We start from the raw sequence: 20218 nt of genomic DNA, 5'->3' as shown, positions 1-20218 counted from the left end.
AGCGCGCCGATGACCGATGTCGACGCCGGCAAGCGGCCGCAGGCGCCCGGGGCCCCGGCGCCGGGCGAAGCGCAGAGGATCGGGTCCGAGGGGCTCACCACGCCCACCGAGATCGGCGTCGCCCGCGCGGCCGCCCTCTTCGAGCGGGTCGACCCGGCCGCGGCGGCCGCCCATCTGGAACCGGTCCTGGCCGCCGACCCCGGGTCCGCCGCGGGCTGGATCCTGATGGCGCGCATCCGGCTGGTGCTCGACGAGGTCGACAAGGCGCTCGAGGCGGCCAACCGCGCCATCGAGCTGGCGCCGGAGGACGCGCGGCCGCTGGCCATGGCCAGCCGCGCGCTCACCCTGCTCGGACGCCACGAGGAGGCGGTCACGATGGCGTACCGGGCGATCATCGTGGAGCCGAAGAACCCGCTCTGGCACGACCGGGTGGCCTGGTCGCTGCTCGCCGCCGAGCGGCAGTACGCGGACGCCGAGCAGGCCGCCCGCACGGCCATCGGGCTGGACCCGAAGGAGGCGCACTACTACTTCACGCACGGCGTGACGCTGGACGCGCTGGGCCACACCGACCAGGCGCGGCAGGCGTTCCTGAAGTCGCTGAAGCTGGAGCCGGAGAACCCGGTCGCGCAGCACCGGCTGGCGGTCCTCAACGGCGAGGCCGTCCGGCCGCCGGAGAAGAAGAAGCGCGGCTGGAAGCTGTTCGGCCGCAAGTCCGACGCGGCTAGTGGGCCGGTACGCCCCGAGGAGTTCTTGCCCTAGAGCGCATCACGGCCCAGACCAGCCAGCCCATGCCGATGATGAAACCGAAGCTGATCAGCCGGTAGAGCACCACGGCCGCCACCGCGGATCCGGTGGTCAGGCCCCCGGCGACCAGGCCCAGGATGAGGGCGCCGTCGACCACGCCGAGGCCGCCCGGGACGATCGGCACGCTCGCCGCCGCCATCCCCGCGCAGTAGGCGATCACGAGCGGCGCGGGACCGATGCCGTCGGCGCCCACGGCGATGCAGCACATCCAGAGGCAGAGCGCGTCGAGCAGCCAGTTGGCCACCGCGAGCAGCACGGCGTACGCGAAGTCGAGCGGCCGGACCCGCACCGACCGGAGCTGGTCGACGAAGCCGGCCAGCCGGGCGTGCCCGGCCGCGGGTGGCCGGCGCCGGACCCGGTTGACCCCGCTGAGCAGCAGGCGCGCGGGTCTGATCAGCCACTCCGGGTGCTGCGCCAGGAACCGCACGGTCAGCGCCACCAGCAGCGCCGCGCCCATGTAGGTGAGGAGCGTCTGCCAGCTTCCGGTGCTGCGGGTCAGGATGCCGAAGACCGCCCCGATCACGACCAGCGCGCCGGTCGACAGCACCCCGCTGAGCGCGATGCACCAGGAGGCCACGGCCGGCGACGCGCCGAAGCGGCGCATGTGCCGGAAATTGAAGCTGGTCGAGAACACCGGGCCGCCCGGCAGGGTGGCGCTCAGCGAGTGCGCCGCGTACGCCAGGGCCACGTGCTTGCGGACCTGGACCTTCGTGCCGGCGCCGCGCAGCAGGGCGCGCTGCATCCGGGCGTACGAGCCCATCGAGGCCACCTCGGCGACGAGCGCGCCGGCGACCCAGTTCCACTGCGGCTTGCGCAGCTGGTCGACGGCCTCCATGAGCGGCCGCCAGCCGATGATCAGCTCGGTGAGCAGGATGAGCACGACCACTGCGGCCACCACGGGCCCGCGGCGCCACCAGGGCGGGGTCGTGTCGATCATCGAGTTGATCGTCGCATTCCCGCTGGGCGCAGGCGATGGGTTACGCGCGGTTTCCGCGTGACGTCCGTTGCACGCCCGCGGTTCGCGTCCCACTGTTCTGGGTAGACGTACGCGGATGGGTGGCTACAGCTGGCAGATCGCGCTCGTCGTAATCCTGGTCCTGCTCAACGCGCTCTTCGCCGGCAGTGAGATGGCGCTGGTGTCGCTGCGCGAGAGTCAGCTCCAGCGGCTGGAACGGGAGTCCCGCAGGGGCGTCACGCTGGCCCGGCTCGCCCGCGACCCCAACCGCTTCCTCGCCACCATCCAGATCGGCATCACGCTGGCCGGTTTCCTGGCGTCGGCGGCCGCGGCCGTCTCCCTGGCCCAGCCGCTGATCGGCCCGCTCGCGTTCCTGGACGGCGCCGCCGAACCGGCCGCGATCATCCTGGTGACGGTCGTGCTCACGTTCTTCACCCTGGTCCTCGGGGAGCTGGCCCCGAAGCGCATCGCCATGCAGCGTGCCGAGGGCTGGGCCCTGGCCGTGGCGCGGCCGCTGAACCTGCTCGCCACCCTCACCCGGCCCGTCGTCTGGCTGCTCGGCAAGGTCAGCGACGCGGTCGTGCGGCTCAGCGGCGGCGATCCCGAGACGGCTCGCGAGGAGGTGACCAGCGAGGAGATCCGCGACATCGTCGCCACCCAGGACAGTTTCTCCGCCGAGCAGCGCTCGATCATCAGTGGCGCCTTCGAGATCGCCGACCGGACCCTGCGCGAGGTGCTCGTGCCGCGACGCGACGTGTTCACGCTGCCGGCCGTCCTGCGCGCCGACGAGGCGCTGCGGCGGCTGGCCGAGGCGGGTCACTCCCGGGCGCCGGTGACCGGCCCGCTGGGCCTCGACGACGTGCTCGGCGTCGTGCACCTGCGCGAGCTGGTCGGCGCGGAGGGTCCGGTCATCGGGCACGTCTTCGCGCCGCTCTTCCTGCCGGAGACGCTGAAGGTCTCCGACGCGATGCCGCAGATGCGCTCGCAGCGGCAGCAGATCGCCCTGGTGGTGAACGAGCACGGCGCGACCGGTGGGATCGTCACCATGGAGGACCTCGTGGAGGAGATCGTGGGCGAGATCTACGACGAGAGCGACCGGGACGTGCGGTCGGTGGTCCACGAGGACGACGGCGCGATGCTGCTGCCGGGCACGTTCCCGATCCACGACCTGCCGGACATCGGCGTCGACGTGGACCGGTCGGAGGGCGACTTCACCACGGTGGCCGGGCTCCTGCTGGCCCGGCTGGGACACATCCCCGAACAGCCGGGCGAGGTGGTCGAGATCGACGGGCACACCGCCGAGGTCACCGAGGTCACCGGACGGGCGATCACCGCCGTACGGCTGCGCTCCCGGCCGGCGGCCACGCAGCCGGACCTGCCGGCCTGAGCGACCCTCACCGCAGGCCCTCGCGGACGCGCGCCTCGGTGGGGGCGGTCGCGGCCGAGAGGGTCCGGGCGGTGTCGATCAGCGGCACGTGGCTGAACGCCTGCGGGAAGTTGCCCACCAGCCGCCGCTCGCTCTGGTCGTACTCCTCGGAGAGGAGACCGACGTCGTTGCGCAGGGCGAGGAGGCGTTCGAAGACCTCGCGCGCCTGGTCGTGCCGGCCCATCAGCGCGTAGTTGTCCGCCAGCCAGAACGTGCAGGCCAGGAATGCGCCCTCGCCGGGCGGCAGGCCGTCGACGTCGGTGCCCGGGTGCTGGGTGTAGCGCTGCACGAAGCCGTCCACGAGCAGGTGCCGCTCGATCGCCTCCACGGTGCCCACGACCCGTTCGTCGGTCGCGGGCAGGAAGCCGACCAGCGGCACCATCAGCAGCGCGGCGTCCAGCTCCGCGGAGCCGTAGAACTGGGTGAAGGTACGGCGCTCGGGATCGTACCCCTTCCCGAGGATGTCGGCGCGGATGGTCTCCCGGAGTTCCCTCCATCGCTCGACCGGGCCGGGCAGCCCGAACTCCTCGACCGCCTTCACGGCGCGGTCGGCGGCGACCCAGGCCATCAGCTTGGAGTGCACGAAGTGCTTCGGCCCACCGCGCACCTCCCAGATGCCCTCGTCCGGGTCCGTCCAGTGCCGCTCGACGAACTCCATGAGCTTGACCTGCAGGCCCCACGCGGGGTCCTCGGCCTTGAGGCCCGCGCGCCGGCCCTGGTGCAGCGCGTCCATCACTTCGCCGTAGACGTCGAGCTGGAACTGCTCGGCGGCCGCGTTGCCGATCCGTACCGGGTTGCCGTCGTAGCCGGTCAGCCACTCGGCGACGTACTCGTCGAGGCGGCGCTCGCCGGCCACGCCGTACATGATCTGCAGTTGCGACGGGTCGCCCGCGATGGCCCGCAGCAGCCACTTGCGCCACGCCAGCGCCTCGCTCTGGAATCCGGAGTAGAGCAGGGACTGCAGCGTGATCGTGGCGTCGCGCAGCCAGCAGAACCGGTAGTCCCAGTTGCGCACGCCGCCCAGCTTCTCGGGCAGCGACGTGGTGGCCGCGGCGACGATGCCGCCGGTCGGTGCGTAGGTCAGGGCCTTGAGGGTGAGCAGGGAACGGACCACGGCGTCGCGCCACTCGCCCTCGTAGGTGCAGGCCGAGACCCAGCCCTGCCAGTACCCCTCGGTGACGCCGAGCTCGTGGGCCGGGTCGATCGGCTCGGGCGGCGGCAGGTGCGAGGCACGCCAGGTGAGCACGAAGGACGTGCGCTCGTCCGGGCCCACGGTGAAGTCCGCGCGGGTCGCCATGTTCTCGCCGTGCGTCTCCACGGGCGTCCGCAGCCAGGCGGCGTCCGGGCCGGCGACCGCCACCAGCGCGCCCTGCTCCCGGTAGACCCAGGGCACCACGTGGCCGTAGTCGAAGCGCAGGCGCAACTTCATCGTCATCGGCACGTGGCCGCGGACGCCCTCCACGATGCGGACGACGTCGGGGGCCTCGTCCCGGGGCGGCATGAAGTCGATCAGCCGGACGACGCCGTCGGCGGTCTCGAACTCGGTCTCCAGCACCATCGTGTCCCGCCGGTACCGGCGCCGCACGGCGGTCACGTCGGCGGCCGGCGCGATGGTCCAGTGCCCGTTCTCCTCGGTGCCGAGCAGGGCGGCGAAGATCGCTCCGGAGTCGAACCGGGGCACGCACAGCCAGTCGATCGAGCCGTTGCGGCCTACCAGGGCGGCGGTCTGCGTGTCGGCGATGATCGCGTAGTCCTCGATGGGCAGCGCCATGAGCCGGCTTCATACCCGGTCGACACCCCGGTGTCACATGCCGTTCACGCGGTGAATAATCGGCGCACAAGTAATAATTCGGTCATGGAATCTCGTCGTGCCGCCGTCTTCGGGGCTCTCGCCGGTCTGCTGACCGCAGTCATCGCCGCTCCCGCGGCCCAGGCCGCACCGGCGTCCGGACAGGCGGGTCTCGGCGCGGCGGCCGTCCGGGCAGCCCAGGCCGTCACCGCCGCGGCCCGGGCCGCCGCCGGCGGCACCGTCGTCGCGCGGTACACCTTCGACGGCGGCCGGACGAGCGGGATCCGCGACGAGTCCGGCCACGGGCACACGCTGCGGCTCATCGCCGGCAACGGGGGCACGGTCCGCGCGGTCCCGCACCGCAGCGGTCAGGCGCTGCGGTTCCCGGCGAAGTGCCGCACCACCTCGGGCTGCCCGCACGCCGCCCTGCAGAGCACGAGCTCCGCCGCCCTCAACCCGGGAACCCGGCCGATCTCCTTCGGCGCGGCCGTGCTGCTCGCCCGCAGCCAGACCACCCGCGGCCAGAACATCGTGCAGAAGGGCTACTCCTCGACGAGCAGTCAGTGGAAGCTGCAGATCGACGGCGCGGCGGGACACCCCAGCTGCGTGCTGCACGGCTCCGGGACCGGGCTCAAGATCGCGCGCAGCTCGGTCTCCGTCGCCGACGGCAGCTGGCACGCCGTGGAATGCCGCCGTACTTCGACCGCGCTGACCGTGGTGGTCGACGGCGCGGTCCGGGGCAGCCGGGCGATCTCGGCGCGGTTGTCGGTGGCCAACAGCCGCCCGCTCAGCATCGGCGGCAAGGGCGCCTACGCCGACAACGACCAGTTCCATGGCATCATCGACGACGTCTGGGTCCGGGTGGGCTAGCCGCTCAGCCCGTCGGCCATCGCGCGGACGAGCTGGGCGTCCGGTGTGTCGCCCGAGAGCTCCCAGGCGAAGGCGCCGCCGAGGCCGTTGCTGCGGGCGTACGCCATCTTGCTCTTGATGGTCTCGGGAGTGTCGTAGCTCCACCACTGGTCGCCGCAGAACGCGTAGGCCGTGCCGCCCGCCGTACCCGTCGGCGGGCATTTTTCGCGGAGCACGTCGTAGTCCTCCACACCCTTCTCATGGGAGCCGGCGGCCGCACCGCGCGCCCGGCCGCCGGGTGCCGCGCTGGTCACCCCGCTCCAGCCCCGGCCGTAGAAACCCACACCGAGCAGCACCTTGCCGGGCGGCACGCCCAGGGCCAGGAGCCGGCGCACGGCAGCGTCGGCGGTCGCCGTCTCCCGCGGAATCCCCGGGTACGCCGTCAGCGCCGCATGCGGTGCGGTCGGCCCGGGCGTGTCGCCGGTGCCGAAGAAGTCGTAGGTCATCGCGCTGAGCCAGGTGGCCGCCCGCCCCGCGCCCGCGTAGTCCGTGGCGGCCAGCTTGCCGAGGTCGCCGGGCACCGCCGCGGTGATCACGGCGTCCGGTCCCAGCTCCGCGCGCAGCGCGCCGAGCAGGCCGCCGAGCGCGAGCGGACCGCTGCGGTCGCACTTCAGCCCGCAGGCGTTCGGATACTCCCAGTCCACGTCGATGCCGTCGAAGAGCCCCGCCCAGCGGGGGTCACGCAGCAGCGCGGCGCAGGAGCGGGCGAAACGCGCCGGATCGCGGGCCGCCTCGGAGTAGCCGTCCGAACCGGTCCAGCCGCCGAACGACCAGAGGAGCCGCAGGTGGGGATGGCGGGCCTTGAGCTTGCGCAGCTGGCCGAAGGTGCCGCGCAGCTCCTGCGTGCCGTCGGCGACACCGTCCACACTGTCCGCCGCGCTGTACGGCTTGCCGAAGGCGGCCCACGCGTCGCCGGGCGCGCAGGTGCCGCCGGTGACCTTGCCGAACGCGTACACGAGGTGGGTGAGCCGGTCCGCCGCGCCGCTGGCGTCCACGTCGCGGACCTGGAAGTCGCGGCCGTACACGCCCCAGTCGGCGAAGTACGCCACCACGCGCGAGGCCGGCGCGGCCCGGGCCGACGGCGCGGGCGGCGGCGCCGGCGGGATGGCGCATCCGGAGAGCAGCGCGATCGCGGCAAGAACGGGCACGACCCGCACGCGGGCCTCCCTGTCCCTCGCAGCTGCGGCGAACCTATCGCGACGGCGTCGCCGACGGCTCGGCGGCTAACCCGATCGTGTAGTCCTCGATCGTGTAGCAGGACTCGTCGTCCGTGGCCGTGGCCGATTCGTCGATCATGATGCGCGTCGGGTGCGCGTCGGCGAGGTCCCGCTCGACCTGCACCACCTCCGCGCCCTCCCGCCGCGCCGTCTCGGCCTCGGCCTCGAGCTGCCGCAACGTCGGTACGAGATGGGCCAGGCGCAGCATCAGCGCCCGCCGCGCCGCGTCGTCCAGCCCCTCGGTGCGAGTCACCTTGTCGCTCTCGACGGTGACACGGAACTTGCCGGTCAGGGCGCGTTCCCCGCAGTCGGACACCAGGGTGAACGCGTACTTGCCGGGCACGGTCCAGGTGGTGGGTGGTTCTTCCATGACACTCTGCACGTTGCCGGCACAGCCGCCCAACAGCACGGCGAGCGCGGCACAAGGGACCAGACGACGCACAATGCCCTCCACGGGAGTCGACGCTATCGGTTCCGACGCGTACGGCGACAGCACGGTTCCGCCCCACGGGTGAGCGGCCGACTGTGCGATCGTCTTCTCGTGGCCGTACAACGAGGGGAAACCGGGCTGCGCGCGCTGCTGACCTGGCGGCGCGTCCTCGATCGGCTGCGCGCGGTCCTGCGCAACGGGATCACCACCTTCACCGTGCTCACCGTCACGCTCTGGCTGATGCCCGGCGTCCGCGCCACGGACGTGCTCGACACGATGGGGCTGGTGGTGCTCGTCGCGGTGGTCGGCGCGGTGCTGCGCCCCCTGCTGCTGGCCGGCATCACGGCCCTGGGCGGCTGGGGCGCGATGCTGCTGGGCGTGCTGGCCCAGGTCATCGTCATGGTCGTGGCGCTGGAGCTGGACCCGTCGAAGCGGCTCAGCGGCTGGCCCACCGTCGGCGTCGCCGCGGTGCTCGCCGTGGTCTGCGCCGCGATCTTCGACTGGATGATGGACAGCGGCACCGAGGACACCTTCCTCACCGAGTCGAAGCGGCTCATGCGCGGCATCCGGCGCCGCCAGGCCCGGCAGGCCGGCGGCCCGCTCTTCGACCTGCACCGGCCCCGGCCCGGCACCGAGCCCGGGCTGCTCGTCATCCAGCTCGACGGGGTCAGCGAGCCGGTGCTGCGCTGGGCCGTCCGCGCGGGCAACCTGCCGACCATCGGCCGCTGGCTGCGTACGGGCACCCACACGATGCGCGGCTGGCACACCGGCCTGCCCTCGACCACCCCCGCCGCGCAGGCGGGCATCCTGCACGGCGCCGCCCGGCAGATCCCGGCCTTCCGCTGGTTCGAGAAGGACACCGGCCGGCTGATGGTCTCCAACCGGCCTCGCGACGCGGCCGCGATCGAGCAGCGCCTCTCCGACGGCCGCGGCCTGCTGCACGACGGTGGGGTCAGCATCGGCAACGCCTTCTCCGGCGACGCCGCCATCAGCCTGCTCACGGTGAGCCACGGCAAGCTCCCCGGACGCTCGGCGCGCGGCTGGGCGGCGTTCATGGCCAGCCCGTTCGGCTTCACCCGCGCGCTCGTGCTCGGCGTCGGCGAGGTCTTCACCGAGCTGCACCAGGCCCGGCTCCAGCGCCGGCGCAACCTCGAGCCGCGGGTCAGCCGCTCCGGTGCCTTCCTGGCCCTGCGGCCCGCCTCGATCCTGCTGCGCGACGTGAACGTCTCGCTGGTCGCCGAGCAGATGGCCCGCGGCGCCCCGGTCGTCTACTGCGACCTGGTCGACTACGACGAGGTGGCCCACCACGCCGGCCCCGCCCGGCCCGAGTCGATGCGGCAGCTGGAGAGCCTCGACCAGATGCTCGGCGTCCTGGAGCGGCTGGGCCGGGAGGCGGCGCGGGCCTACCGCATCGTCGTGCTCTCCGACCACGGGCAGAGCCAGGGCGCGACGTTCCGGCAGCGCTACGGCGAGACCCTCGAGGAGGTGGTCGCCCGGCTCTCCGCGCCTGACCAGACCGACGCGCCGAGCGTCCCGGCCGAGGAGGAGGCGACCAAGGAGCCGGGTTTCCCGCACTCGCCGATCGCGCCGGTGCTGGTCGTCTCCTCGGGCAACCTCGCGCTCATCTACCTGACCCGGCACGCCGGGCGGCTCGACCGGGCCCGCATCGACGCGGTCTATCCCCAGCTCGTCGGCGGCCTCGCCGGGCATCCGGGCGTCGGGCTGGTGGTGGTGCGCGAGGACGACGGCCCGGTGGCGTACGGCCCGGCCGGCTCGCACCGGCTGGTGGACGGCACCGTCGAGGGGCAGGACCCGCTGCTGCCGTACGGTCCGCAGGCCCGCGCCGACTTGCTGCGCCACCAGCAGGCGGCGCACGTCGGCGACCTCGTGGTGATCAGCGCCGTCGACCCGGTGACCGACGAGGTGTCGGCGTTCGAGGAGCTGGTGGGCTCGCACGGCGGGCTCGGCGGATGGCAGACCGAGGCGATGGTGGTCCACCCGGCCGAGTGGCCGGTCACCCAGGGCGAGCTGACCGGACCGGACGCGGTGCACCGGCAGCTCGTGGAATGGCTGGCGATGCTGGAGCTGCGCGCCGTCGAGCCGCGGCGGGAGGCGCGGGTCGCCTCGCTCGGCAAGAATCGCAACGGCGCGGCGGCGAGACTTTCGCACAGTCGGGATGGTTGATTGAAATGTGCGTTTCATCCACTTCGCGCGTCGAGCCCTGCTGACGATCGCCGCCGCCGCCACCGTCGCCGCCGCCACCGGCACCGCGCCCGCCCACGCGGTCAGCGCCAGCCCGGACAAGGCACCGCTGTTCAACGGGTCCGTGTACGCCATCGCGTACCGCGGCGGCACCGTCTACGTCGGTGGGTCGTTCACCGGCGTCGCCTGGGGCGGGCGGAACTACGCGCGGGCCCGGCTCGCCGCCTTCGACGCGAGCTCCGGCGCCCTGCTGAACTGGTCGCCCGCGGCCAACGGCACGGTGCGCGCCCTCGCGGTCAACGGCTCCTCGGTGTACGCGGGCGGCAGCTTCACCAGCATCTCCGGCCGGTCACGCGACAACCTCGCCCGCATCGACGCGGTGTCCGGCGCGGTCGGCACCTTCGCGCACCGGGTGACCGGCGCCCCGTACGCCCTCGCCGTCGGCAACGGCCGCCTCTACGCCGGCGGCAGCTTCACCGCCGTGGACGGCCACACCCGCCGCAACGCGGCCGCCTTCTCCCTGACCAGCGGCGGCCTCGACGGCAGCTGGCGGCCCAGCGCCGACGACGCGGTGCACGCGCTCGCGGTCACGAGCGGCCGGGTCTACCTCGGTGGCTCGTTCCACCAGGTCGGCGGGGTCAGCGGCACGCTGCGCATCGCGGCCGTCTCACCGGCCGGCGGCGCGGTGGACCGCGGCTTCCGCCCCTCCGCCAACGCTCAGGTCAACTCCATCACCGTCGACTCCACCGGGGTGTACGCGGCCACCGGCGGCCAGGGCGGACGGGTCCTCGCGTACACCACCGGCGGTGCGGTCCGCTGGCAGCGAGTCTTCGACGGCGACGTGACGGCGGTCGCCTCCCTGGGCGGCACCATCTACGTCGGCGGCCACTTCGACCGGGCCTGCACGACGCCCCGCAACGGCGCGCAGGGCGCCTGCAGCGACGGCTCGGTCTCCCGCGTCAAGCTCGCGGCGGTCACCACCCGCGGCGCGCTGACCGGCTGGGCCCCCCAGGCCAACGGCGTCATCGGCGTCCGCACCCTCGCCGTCGACCGCAACCGGGCCGCCATCGGCGCCGGCGGCGACTTCACCACCATCGGCGGCCAGAACCGCAAGCGCTACGCATCCTTCAACTGAGGCGTCGGCTTCGTCGAGATGGGTCCGGTTGATCGGGGTGCCCGGCCACGACGGCGGTCCGGAGGGTCCTGAGCGGGAGGCGCTCATCCGGGTGGCGGCCCTGCCTCAGTACCCACCGGGACGATGACGGGCCGGGGGACCGCACAATGGGCGGGTGCGGATCACCACTCTCGGCCCGCTGGCCGTCGACGGGCAGCCCGTCCGCGGCGAACGCCTGGCCGCGGTGGTTCGGGAGCTGGTCGGTGCGCCGGGGCGTACGGTCTCGGTCGGCGCGCTGGTCGATGCCGTCTGGCACGGGGATCCGCCGGAGGACTCCGCGGGTGCGGTGCAGGCACTGATCTCCCGCGCGCGCCGGCTGGGGCTGGCCGTCGCCGCGGTTCCCGGTGGTTACCGGGTGCCCGCCGACGAGGTGGAGATCGACGCCGTGGCGGCGCGGGCCCTGGCCGGGCGGGCGCGGGCCGCGTTGCGTGCCGGCGACCTCGAGCTTGCCCGCCGGGAGGCGGATGCCGCGCGTGCCCTGTTTCCCGCGGTGCCCGAGCTGGGCGACGCCGAGGCGGCCCGGTTGTTCGGCGAGGTGGTCGCGGTGGGCGCGGAGGCGGCGCTCGCCGGGTGTGGTTCCGGCGGGCACGACGCCGACCTGCGGCTGCTGGTCGCGCGTACCCCGCCCGACGAGCCGGCCGCGGCGCTGTTGGTGCGGGTTTTGGCGGCCCAGGGCCGCGACGCCGAGGCGCTGGAGGTCGTCGAGCGGCTTCGCGCCGAGCTGGCCGACCGGTACGGCGCCGACCCGTCCCCGGTCATCGCCGACGTGCACCTGGCGCTGCTGCGCGGCGAGCTGAAGCCGCCCGGCGCGCCCCGCCGACCGGCGCGGACCGTCATGCCGGCCTCCTGGCGCCGGCCGGGGACCACCCTCGTCGGACGGGACTCCGACGTGGCGGCCGTGCTCCGGAGCCTCGCCGAGGTGCCGCTGGTGACCGTCGTGGCGGCCGGGGGCGCCGGCAAGACCCGGCTCGCCGCCGAGGTGGCCCGCCGGGCGCCGGGTGCGGTCCGGGTCGTGGAGCTCGCCGGCGTACGGGCCCCGGAGGAGGTGCTGCCGGTGGTCCTCGCCGCGCTGGGCGGCGCCGAGACGGCCACGCCCACGTCGGCGCTCTCCGGCGAGCGCCGGGTGCTGACTCCCGAGGAGCGGCTGCGCGCGGTCGTCCCCGAGCTGGACGGCCTGGTGGTGCTCGACAACTGCGAGCACCTCCTCGACGCCGCGGCCGCCGTCGTCGCCGACCTGCTCGCCGCCGCGTCCCCGGAGCTGGCGGTGCTGGCGACCAGCCGGGCGCCGCTCGGGCTCGCGGGCGAGCTGGTGCACCGGCTCCCGGCGTTGCCCGATGCCGAGGCGATCGACCTGCTCGAGACCCGTGCCCGCGCCGGCGGTGCCGCGGTGACCTGGGACGCGGAACGGGCGGTCGCCCTGTGCCACCGGCTCGACAATCTGCCGCTCGCCCTGGAGCTCGCCGCCGCCCGGCTGCGGCACATGCCCATCGACGACGTGCTGGCCGGCCTCGCCGACCGGTTCGCGCTGCTCGACGACGCGCTGCGCGGCCTGCCCGAGCGGCATGCCAGCCTGTGGGCGATGGTCGACTGGAGCCGGGAGCTGCTGGCACCGGACGACCGCGAGCTGCTGCAGCGGCTCGCCGTGATCCCGGCGCCGTTCACCGCCGAGGCCGCGGCCGCGGTCGCGGAGGTGCCGGACGTCCGCCGCGGCCTGGCCGCCCTGGTGGAGCAGTCGCTGCTGACCCTCGACGACGGCGACGGCGGGCCACCGCGCTACCGGATGCTGGAGACGGTCCGCGAGTACGGCGAGGCCCGCCTCGGCGACCGCACCCCTGCGATGACCGGCCTGGTCTCCTGGGCCCGGCGCCGGGCGGTCGCGCTCGGCGCCGACCACATCGGACCGCGCCAGCTCGACGCCCTCGCCGAGACCGCTCGCGAGCAGGAGAACTTGGTCGCGGCGCTGCGCTGGAGCCTCGCGCAGGGCGACGAGCCGGCCGTGGTGGACGTGGCCCACGCCCTGTTCCAGCTCTGGACCATCCGGGATCTGCACCTGGAGGTGTCCGCGTGGAGCCGCATGGTGCTGCACGCGGAGGATCCGGCGGCGCGGAGGGTCTCGGCCCTCTTCTCCGGCCGGGCGAGCGGCAAGCCGCTGCCGGACGCGGACCGGCTCGCCCGGCTCTGCCTGCTGGCCCGGATCAACGGGTCGATCACCGGCCCGCCCCGGCTGATGGTGCTCGCCGGGCGGGCGTTGCGCGTCCTCGCCCGGGAGCGGCCCGCCGAGATCTCCCCGCGGAATGCGGCCCTGGCCGATGCGCTGCCGGAGTTCGCCTGGTTCGTACCGGAACGGACGATGCGCAGCGCCGAGCTGCTCGTCGCCCATCCGGATCCCTACGTGCGGGCGCTGGGTCTGTTCGCCCGGGCGGTGCTGCGGGAGAGCGGCGGCATGCCGGAGGACTCCATCGTGGACGCCGAGGCGGCGTACGCACTCTTCGAAACCGTGGGCGACCACTGGGGGATGGCCATCTCCGCCCAGGCCGTGGGCCATGCCTTCGGCGCCGGGCGGGGCACCGCCGTCGAGTGGCTGGCCCGCAGCGTGCGGCACATGGAGTTGGTCGGCGCGGCCCAGGACGCCCGGTCGGCCCGGGTCCTGCTCGACGCGAGGAAGGCGCTGGAGGGCGACGCCGAGGCCGAGGTCCGGCTCCGCGTGATGGCGGCCTCGCCGCAGGCCGACCGCGGCGACGTGGCGCAGGCGTGTCTGGGCCTGGCCCATCTCGCGTGGGAGCGGGGCGACTTCGCGGACGTTCTCGCCTGTGCCGACGCCGTGGTCGAGGCGTGTGCGGAATTCGGGGAGCCCATCGCCCAGCACCGGGGGGTGTTCCGGGTGGCCGCGGCGGTGCTGCACCTGATGGCGGCGGCGGAGCAGCCGGCCGGGAACGCGGAGGCGCGGGGCGTCACCCTGCTGACGGTGGTCCGCGAGGACGCGCTGCGGGCCGGCGACACCTCGCTCGCGGGCGCGTGGGCGCTGGGCGGTGCCGTGCTCGCCGCCCACCGCGGTGACGAGGACCTGGCCCGCAGACTGTGGGCGCGCGCGATGCGGGCCGGTGCCTCGATGAGCATGATGCTCCCACCGGGACGCAGCGGACGGCTGACGGAGGCCCTCGGCACCGAGGACCTCCGCCGGACCCTGCTCTCCGCACACCGCGACGAGCCCGTCGCGACCACGGTCGCCGAGATCCGGGAGCTGATGGACCGGCTGCTCACACCTTCTTCCGGTACGCCCGGAGCGCCAGCGGCATGAAGCACACCACGAACCCGGCGCACCAGGCGAGCGTCCACCACAGGTGAGCGTCGAGCGGCGTGCCGACGAACAACCCCCGGACCGCCCCGACGAGATGGGTGAGCGGGTTCACGTCGACGAAGGCCTGCATCCAGCCGGGCAGGGTCTCGGCGGCCACGAACAGGTTCGAGGCGAAGCTCAGCGGCATGATCAGCGCGAACATCACGCCCTGTACGGCGCCGGGCGTGCGTACCTTCATCGCCACCAGGACCGGCAACCAGCTCAGGCAGAGTGCGAACAGCACCGCCAGCAGACAGCCGGCGACCGCGCGGAGCGGGTCGGTGGTGATCCGGAAGCCCATGACGTAGCCCATCGCCAGCGTCACCAGCGTGACGACCAGGTAGCGGACGACGTCGCCGAGCACCGCGCCGACCAGCGGCGCCGAGCGGGGCACCGGCAGCGAGCGGAACCGGTCGAAGATGCCCTTCTGCAGGTCCGTGTTGAGGTTGACGCCGATCGCGATGCAGCCCGTGGCGATCGTCTGCGCCAGGATGCCGGGCAGCAGGAACTGCAGGTACTCGTGGGTCGAGCCGGCGACCGCGCCGCCGAAGACGTAGACGAAGATGACCAGGAACAGCGCCGGTTGCAGGGTGACGTCGATGAGCGCCTCCGGCGTGCGCCACGTCTTGATCAGGCTGCGCTTCGCCAGCGCGAGCGAGTGGCGCAGGAGGCGCCACGGCCGCCGCTGCGGCGCCGCGGCCGGCTGGATCGGCGTACGGGGCCTCTCGACCAGAGTCGTCATGCCGCGACCTCCTTGCGGGTGGCTCCGGTGAGGGTGAAGAAGACCTCGTCCAGACTCGGCAGGTGCAGGGACAGTTCCGTGACGGCGACCCCGGCGCCGGCCAGCCGCGCGACCGCCTCCGTCAGCGCGGCGTCGCCGGCGACCGGCACGGCGAGCACGCCCTTGCGGATCTCGTCGGCCACCGCACCCGACGAGACGGTGGAGAGGATCGCCGCGGTCCGCGGCAGGTCGGCCGGGAGCGCCGGGCGTACCTCCAGGGTCTGGCCGCCGACCACCCGCTTGAGCCCGTCCGGGGTGTCGTGGGCGATGACCCGGCCGTGGTCGATCACGGTGATCGCGTCGGCGAGCGCGTCGGCCTCTTCCAGGTACTGCGTGGTGAGCAGGACCGTCGCGCCGCCGGCGACCAGGGTCCGCACCACGTCCCACATGTCCTCGCGCTTGGCCGGGTCGAGCCCGGTCGTGGGCTCGTCCAGGAAGATCACGTCCGGGGAGCCGACCAGGCTCGCGGCCAGGTCGAGGCGCCGCCGCATGCCACCGGAATAGGTCTTGGCCGGCCGGTCCGCCGCCCCGGTCAGGTCGAACCATTCGAGCAGCTCGCCGGCCCGCCGCCGGGCGCCGGAGCGGCCCAGGTCGAGCAGGGCGCCGAAGAGCTCCAGGTTCTGCCGGCCGGTGAGGTCCTCGTCGACGGACGCGTACTGGCCGGTGAGACCGATCGCCTGGCGCACCCGCTCGGCGTCGCGGACGACGTCGAAGCCGCCGATCCGGGCGCGGCCGGCGTCGGGCACCAGCAGGGTGGAGAGCACCCGGACGGCGGTGGTCTTCCCGGCGCCGTTGGGGCCGAGCACGCCGAGCACCGTGCCCCGCGGTACGGCGAGGTCGACCCCCTGCAACGCCTTGGTGGCACCGAAGTGCTTGACGAGGCCCTCGGCCTCGATCACGAGATCTGCGGTCATGGGCCCAGCCTGCGGCCGCCCGCCGACACGGCGCCGACATGGCGCCGACACGGCCCTGACGAGTGCCTCAGAAGCCCTGTCGGCGGATCTGCCGTTCGAGGAAGGCCCAGTAGCGGCCCGGGGCGATCCGGACGAGCAGGTCGGCGACCTTCGCGAGGCCGGTGATCACGAGCCGGGGTTTGCGGGCCTGCACCGCCGCGACGATCTGCCGGGCCGCGTCCTCCGGCGGCAGGGTCAGCGCCTTCTCGCTGAACTGCCGGAGCTGCGCCGCCTGCTCGCCGTCGACGTCGGGGCCGCTGATCCGCGCGCTCGTGGCGATGTTGGTGCGCACGCCGCCGGGGTGCACGACCGTCACCCCGACCCGGCCGGACAGCTCGTGGCGCAGCGACTCGGAGAAGCCGCGGACGCCGAACTTGCTGGTCGCGTACGCCACCTGAGCCGGCGGGGCGAGGATGCCGAAGAGGCTGGACACGTTGACCACGTGCGAGCCGCGACGGTCGAGCAGCTGGGGCAGGAACGCCTTGGTCATCCGCACCACCGCGTGCAGGTTGATCTCCATGAGCCAGTCGAAGTCCTTCATGTCGACCTGCTCGAAGGTCCCGCTCAGCGCCACCCCCGCGTTGTTCACGAGCAGATCGGTGCCGCCGTGCCGGGCGGCCACCTCGGCCGCCAGGTCCAGCCGGTCGCCGCCGTCGCCCAGATCGACGACGTGGGTGCTGACGTCCTTGGCGCCGGTCCGGCGGGCCAGCTCGGCGATCCGCGCCAGCCCGTCGGCGTCCTTGTCCACCAGCGCCAGCACGGCGCGCCGCCGGGCCAGGTCGAGCGCGAGCGCGGCGCCGATGCCGCTCGCCGCCCCGGTGATCACACACGTACGCCCGGCGAACGCGAATCGCTCCATCGTGGTCATCCCGCGATTATCCCTTCGGCGGATGCGACGCGCGGTCCCGTTCCTTCTCGCGGCGGACGAGCTCGGCCAGCATCTCCTTGTCGTACTTGGCCTCGGCCGTACGCGCCTTGGCGCGGGCCTTCTCCGCCCGGGCGACCGCCTTCCTGCGGTCCTTCACCAGCTCGGCGCGGCGCTGGGCGGCCGCCTTCAGCGAGCGCTCGAGCCGCGCCGCCTCGTCGGTGGCCCGGCGCAGCGAGTCCCGTTGCTGCGCGGTCAGGGTGGCGATCGTCTCGAGCTGGTGGTCGAGGTCGGCGACGGCCGCGCGGGCCTTCTCGGCGGCGTCGCCGGCGGCGGTCGCCCGGTCCCGGCGGCGGTCCAGTGGTCTGGCTGTTGCAGTCACACTCATCACTCCCTCCGGTGTCACCTCAGCGGTACCCGGACGGGTGAGGGTCAAGCCTGGGATTCCTGCTCGACCGCCTCGGCATCGCGGTTGCGGCGCCGGCGCACGTGCACGAGCACGTACCCGCCGACGGCGAGAACCACCGCGGCGACAGCCCACCACTTGTACCGGTGGGCCTGCTCGACGATGGCCACCAGGTGGTTGCCGAGCAGGTATGCGACCGTCGTCCACCAGCCCACCCAGAGCGCCGCGCCGATCGCGTTGTAGAGCAGGAACTGCTTCCAGGGCATCGCGGTGATGCCGGCGATCACGCCGTTGAGCTGGCGCAGGCCGTCGATGAAGCGGGCCGCGACGACGATCCGGTTGCCACGGCGGGCGAAGAAGCGCTCCGCCTTCTCCAGGCGGTGCGGGGTGATGAAGATGTACCTGCCGAAGCGGTGCACCGCCTTGCGGCCGCCGCGGACGCCGATCCAGTAGCCGATGTTGTCGCCGAGCACCGCCGCCACGAAGCAGACGGCCGCGACCCCGAAGATGTCGAGCTTGCCCCAGTTCGAGTAGATCGCCGCCGCGATCATCAACGTCTGGCCGGGTGCGGGTACGCCGAAGCTCTCCACGCCGATGATGCCGGCCAGGGCGAGGTAGCCCCACCGGTCGAGGATCGGAGCCACCCCTTGCAGCAGGTCGGGCAAATCTGCGGTCGGTGGCATGAGCTCGGAGGACTCCCGTCGTCGGTGGCGGGGCGGCGTCCCCGGCCTCCCACCGTATCCAGCCGGGGCACCCCCGAAACCGGGCGACCTCGAAGCCCACCGAAACGGCCGAAACGGGCTGTGGATAACGTGTGGACAGCGCGGCCGCGGCGCGCGGTATTGAACTGCGGCCGCCGGAGATCCGTTCCTCCGTTGGGAATGTCGGAGGAGGAGGACCTCGTTTTGTCTGTTTCACTGCGCGCCGCGCTGCTCTCCCGCCTCCGCGGGCCCGCACCCGCGGCACCGGCCTCGCGCGACGTGCCGGCGGAGCCGCAGCAGAACGAGACCCCCGCGCAGCCCCGCCGGCTGCGCCGCATCGCCGGCCGGGCGCTGACCGCCGGCGCCGTCGTCCTGATCTTCGCGGCGCTGATCATGCCGAACGTGGTCGGCCGGCTCGCCCGGCCGGGAACGTACGTGCGGCTGCCGATCGAGGGGTTCCTCGCCGTCGGCATCGTGCTCCTGCTGCGCGGCCGGTGGAAGCGGATCGCGGCCGCGGCGTTCGGGGCCGGGCTGGGCGTGCTGACCGTCGAGAAGGCCCTCGACATGGGCTTCAACAAGGTGCTCGCCCGCCCGTTCGACCTGGTGCTCGACTGGGAGCTGTTCGACGACGCGTACGCGTTCGTCCAGGACTCCTCCGGCCGGGCCGCGGCCGTCGGTGCCCTGGCCGGCATCGTCCTGCTCGTGCTCGCCGTGCTCGTGCTCATGACCCGCGCCGCCCTGCGGGTGGCCAAGGCGGCCGAGCGGCACCGCACGGCCAGCGCGCGGACCTCGCTCGCCGGTATCGCCGTGTGGGTCGTCCTGCTCGTGCTGGGCGTCCAGATCTTCGAGAAGACCCCGGTGGCGGCGCGCGCCAGCGTGACGTACGCCTGGGACCGGGTGGTCGCGGTGCAGGCCGGACTGCAGGACGAGGAGAACTTCGCCCGCGAGGTGAAGGTCGACGCCTTCGCGGCGACGCCGCCGGACCAGCTGCTCACCGGGCTGCGCGGCAAGGACCTCTTGGTCACCTTCGTGGAGAGCTACGGCCGGTCGGCGCTCGAGGACCCGGCGCTGGCGCCGGGCACGGTGAAGGTGCTCGAGGAGGGCGCCGCCGACCTGGCGAAGGCGGGCTACGTGGCCAAGAGCGGCTGGCTCACCTCGCCCACGGCGGGCGGCGGCAGCTGGCTGGCGCACGCGACCCTGCTCTCCGGTCTGTGGATCAACAACCAGCAGCGGTACCGCAACCTGACCGCCAGCGAGCGGCTCACCCTGACCAGCCTCTCCAAGCGGGCCGGCTTCGACACCATCAGCGTGATGCCGGGTGCCAAACGCGCCTGGCCGGAGGGCAGCTTCTACGGCTACAACCGGGTCTACGACTCCCGCAACACCGGGTACGCCGGTCCGCGGTTCAGCTGGTCGCCGCAGCCGGACCAGTACACGCTCTCCTGGTTCCAGAAGAACGTGCACGGTCCGGCCCACGCGCCGATGTTCGTGGAGATGCCACTGGTGTCCAGCCACACCCCGTGGGCGCCGATCCCCAGCTTCATCGACTGGGACGACGTCGGCGACGGCGCCATCTACGAGCAGATCAAGAAGGACGCGAAGCGGTCGGGCTCGGTCTGGCAGGACGCCGCCAAGGTCAAGCGCGAGTACGGCCGCTCGATCCAGTACACGCTGACGACGATCATCTCGTACCTGGAGAAGTTCGGCGACGAGAACACCGTCATGGTCTTCCTCGGCGACCACCAGCCGTCGTCGGTCGTGGTCGGCGACGGCGCGAGCCGCGACGTGCCGATCACCATCGTCACCAAGGACAAGGCCGTGCTCGACCGGGTGGCCGGCTGGAACTGGACCGACGGCATCAAGCCCGCGCCGGGCGCGCCGGTCTGGCGGATGGACCAGTTCCGCGACAAGTTCCTCACCGCGTACGGCCCGGCCACCGGCGTCGCCAGCCGGGCCCTCTCCGCGCCCCGGCGCTGAGCGGACAAGCCGCAGAGACCCGCGCCCCGGCGCTGAGCGGACAAGCCGCAGAGACCCGCGCCCCGGCGCTGAGCGGACAAGCCGCAGAGACCCGCGCCCCGGCGCTGAGCCGACAAGCCGCACAGACCCGCGCCCCGGCGCTGAGCCGACAAGCCGCAGACACAGGAACGCCGGCCCGCACCGGGCCGGCGTTGCTGTGTGCGTGGCCTAGAGGGCGTCCGTCGCCAGGTGCGTGCGCAGCTTGGTGAGGGCCTTGGTGAGCAGGCGGCTGACGTGCATCTGGGAGATGCCG

The 20218-nt window shown here is 73.6% G+C and carries 16 protein-coding genes and 1 pseudogene; 7 read left to right on the top strand and 10 right to left on the bottom strand.

What is annotated here, in order from left to right; all coding sequences use genetic code 11:
• Positions 1-9 precede the first annotated feature (9 nt).
• Positions 10-759 carry a tetratricopeptide repeat protein gene (locus tag IEY99_RS21640; RefSeq protein WP_189205863.1) on the top strand — a complete coding sequence of 250 codons (750 nt, stop codon included), beginning with the start codon at positions 10-12 and terminating at the stop codon, positions 757-759.
• Here IEY99_RS21640 and IEY99_RS21635 read toward each other — a convergent pair.
• Entirely contained in the window at positions 722-1741 is a 1020-nt protein-coding gene (locus tag IEY99_RS21635; RefSeq protein WP_189205862.1) for a lysylphosphatidylglycerol synthase transmembrane domain-containing protein, read from the bottom strand. The genes IEY99_RS21640 and IEY99_RS21635 overlap by 38 nt on opposite strands.
• A gap of 115 nt (positions 1742-1856) precedes the next feature.
• Between IEY99_RS21635 and IEY99_RS21630 the strand changes: the two genes are divergently transcribed.
• Entirely contained in the window at positions 1857-3146 is a 1290-nt protein-coding gene (locus IEY99_RS21630) for a hemolysin family protein (protein ID WP_189205861.1), read from the top strand.
• A 7-nt stretch (positions 3147-3153) separates the two neighbouring features.
• Here the strand turns inward: IEY99_RS21630 and IEY99_RS21625 are convergent, their stop codons facing one another.
• Complete coding sequence (locus IEY99_RS21625; RefSeq protein WP_189205860.1) at positions 3154-4956, bottom strand: glycoside hydrolase family 15 protein; 1803 nt, start codon at positions 4954-4956, stop codon at positions 3154-3156.
• A gap of 84 nt (positions 4957-5040) precedes the next feature.
• On the opposite strand from IEY99_RS21625, the gene IEY99_RS21620 reads away from it, so the two are divergent.
• Complete coding sequence (locus IEY99_RS21620) at positions 5041-5844, top strand: LamG-like jellyroll fold domain-containing protein (RefSeq protein ID WP_189205859.1); 804 nt, start codon at positions 5041-5043, stop codon at positions 5842-5844.
• Here the strand turns inward: IEY99_RS21620 and IEY99_RS21615 are convergent.
• On the bottom strand, positions 5841-7040 hold the full coding sequence (locus IEY99_RS21615) for a glycoside hydrolase family 18 protein (protein ID WP_189205858.1): 1200 nt from the start codon (positions 7038-7040) through the stop codon (positions 5841-5843). The genes IEY99_RS21620 and IEY99_RS21615 overlap by 4 nt on opposite strands.
• Positions 7041-7074: 34 nt before the next feature.
• Positions 7075-7554 carry a DUF6174 domain-containing protein gene (locus IEY99_RS21610; protein ID WP_229799072.1) on the bottom strand — a complete coding sequence of 160 codons (480 nt, stop codon included), beginning with the start codon at positions 7552-7554 and terminating at the stop codon, positions 7075-7077.
• A gap of 87 nt (positions 7555-7641) precedes the next feature.
• On the opposite strand from IEY99_RS21610, the gene IEY99_RS21605 reads away from it, so the two are divergent.
• The 3 genes from IEY99_RS21605 (at position 7642) to IEY99_RS21595 (ending at position 14204) form a co-directional block, all read left to right on the top strand.
• Positions 7642-9714 (top strand): alkaline phosphatase family protein, encoded by a 2073-nt coding sequence (locus IEY99_RS21605; RefSeq protein ID WP_189205857.1) that lies wholly within the window; start codon positions 7642-7644, stop codon positions 9712-9714.
• A gap of 7 nt (positions 9715-9721) precedes the next feature.
• Positions 9722-10867: a hypothetical protein gene (locus IEY99_RS21600; protein WP_229799070.1), complete on the top strand. Its 1146-nt coding sequence runs from the start codon at positions 9722-9724 to the stop codon at positions 10865-10867.
• Between the two features lie 154 nt (positions 10868-11021).
• Positions 11022-14204: an ATP-binding protein gene (locus tag IEY99_RS21595; RefSeq protein ID WP_189205856.1), complete on the top strand. Its 3183-nt coding sequence runs from the start codon at positions 11022-11024 to the stop codon at positions 14202-14204.
• On the opposite strand, the gene IEY99_RS21590 is transcribed toward IEY99_RS21595, so the two are convergent.
• The 5 genes from IEY99_RS21590 to IEY99_RS21570 form a co-directional block, all read right to left on the bottom strand.
• Positions 14164-14985: an ABC transporter permease gene (locus tag IEY99_RS21590; RefSeq protein WP_189205855.1), complete on the bottom strand. Its 822-nt coding sequence runs from the start codon at positions 14983-14985 to the stop codon at positions 14164-14166. The genes IEY99_RS21595 and IEY99_RS21590 overlap by 41 nt on opposite strands.
• The gene (locus IEY99_RS21585; RefSeq protein ID WP_189205854.1) at positions 14982-15938 is read right to left on the bottom strand and encodes an ATP-binding cassette domain-containing protein; all 957 of its coding nucleotides are present in this window, start codon (positions 15936-15938) and stop codon (positions 14982-14984) included. The genes IEY99_RS21590 and IEY99_RS21585 overlap by 4 nt, the downstream gene beginning before the upstream one ends.
• A 67-nt stretch (positions 15939-16005) precedes the next feature.
• Complete coding sequence (locus tag IEY99_RS21580; protein ID WP_229799068.1) at positions 16006-16845, bottom strand: SDR family NAD(P)-dependent oxidoreductase; 840 nt, start codon at positions 16843-16845, stop codon at positions 16006-16008.
• A 7-nt stretch (positions 16846-16852) separates the two neighbouring features.
• Entirely contained in the window at positions 16853-17224 is a 372-nt protein-coding gene (locus tag IEY99_RS21575) for a hypothetical protein (RefSeq protein WP_189205853.1), read from the bottom strand.
• A 50-nt stretch (positions 17225-17274) separates the two neighbouring features.
• On the bottom strand, positions 17275-17931 hold the full coding sequence (locus IEY99_RS21570) for a DedA family protein (RefSeq protein ID WP_189205852.1): 657 nt from the start codon (positions 17929-17931) through the stop codon (positions 17275-17277).
• A 222-nt stretch (positions 17932-18153) separates the two neighbouring features.
• On the opposite strand from IEY99_RS21570, the gene IEY99_RS21565 reads away from it, so the two are divergent.
• Positions 18154-19926, top strand: a complete 1773-nt coding sequence (locus tag IEY99_RS21565) for a sulfatase-like hydrolase/transferase (RefSeq protein WP_229799066.1) — start codon at positions 18154-18156, stop codon at positions 19924-19926.
• 207 nt (positions 19927-20133) lie between these two features.
• Here IEY99_RS21565 and IEY99_RS35285 read toward each other — a convergent pair.
• Positions 20134-20218 (bottom strand): annotated as a pseudogene (locus tag IEY99_RS35285) (RNA polymerase sigma factor SigF); the annotation flags it as partial.

The organism is Couchioplanes azureus, from assembly GCF_014648355.1.
Classification (GTDB): domain Bacteria; phylum Actinomycetota; class Actinomycetes; order Mycobacteriales; family Micromonosporaceae; genus Actinoplanes; species Actinoplanes azureus.
This window is presented reverse-complemented; position numbering and strand designations above follow the sequence as displayed.

Excerpts from the sequence above, each read along its gene's own strand:
- IEY99_RS21640 (WP_189205863.1), top strand. The coding sequence starts at position 10 with ATGACCGATGTCGACGCCGGCAAGCGGCCGCAGGCGCCCGGGGCCCCG.
- IEY99_RS21635 (WP_189205862.1), bottom strand. The coding sequence starts at position 1,741 with ATGATCGACACGACCCCGCCCTGGTGGCGCCGCGGGCCCGTGGTGGCC.
- IEY99_RS21630 (WP_189205861.1), top strand. The coding sequence starts at position 1,857 with ATGGGTGGCTACAGCTGGCAGATCGCGCTCGTCGTAATCCTGGTCCTG.
- IEY99_RS21620 (WP_189205859.1), top strand. The coding sequence starts at position 5,041 with ATGGAATCTCGTCGTGCCGCCGTCTTCGGGGCTCTCGCCGGTCTGCTG.
- IEY99_RS21570 (WP_189205852.1), bottom strand. The coding sequence starts at position 17,931 with ATGCCACCGACCGCAGATTTGCCCGACCTGCTGCAAGGGGTGGCTCCG.
- IEY99_RS21590 (WP_189205855.1), bottom strand. The coding sequence starts at position 14,985 with ATGACGACTCTGGTCGAGAGGCCCCGTACGCCGATCCAGCCGGCCGCG.
- IEY99_RS21625 (WP_189205860.1), bottom strand. The coding sequence starts at position 4,956 with ATGGCGCTGCCCATCGAGGACTACGCGATCATCGCCGACACGCAGACC.
- IEY99_RS21580 (WP_229799068.1), bottom strand. The coding sequence starts at position 16,845 with ATGACCACGATGGAGCGATTCGCGTTCGCCGGGCGTACGTGTGTGATC.
- IEY99_RS21585 (WP_189205854.1), bottom strand. The coding sequence starts at position 15,938 with ATGACCGCAGATCTCGTGATCGAGGCCGAGGGCCTCGTCAAGCACTTC.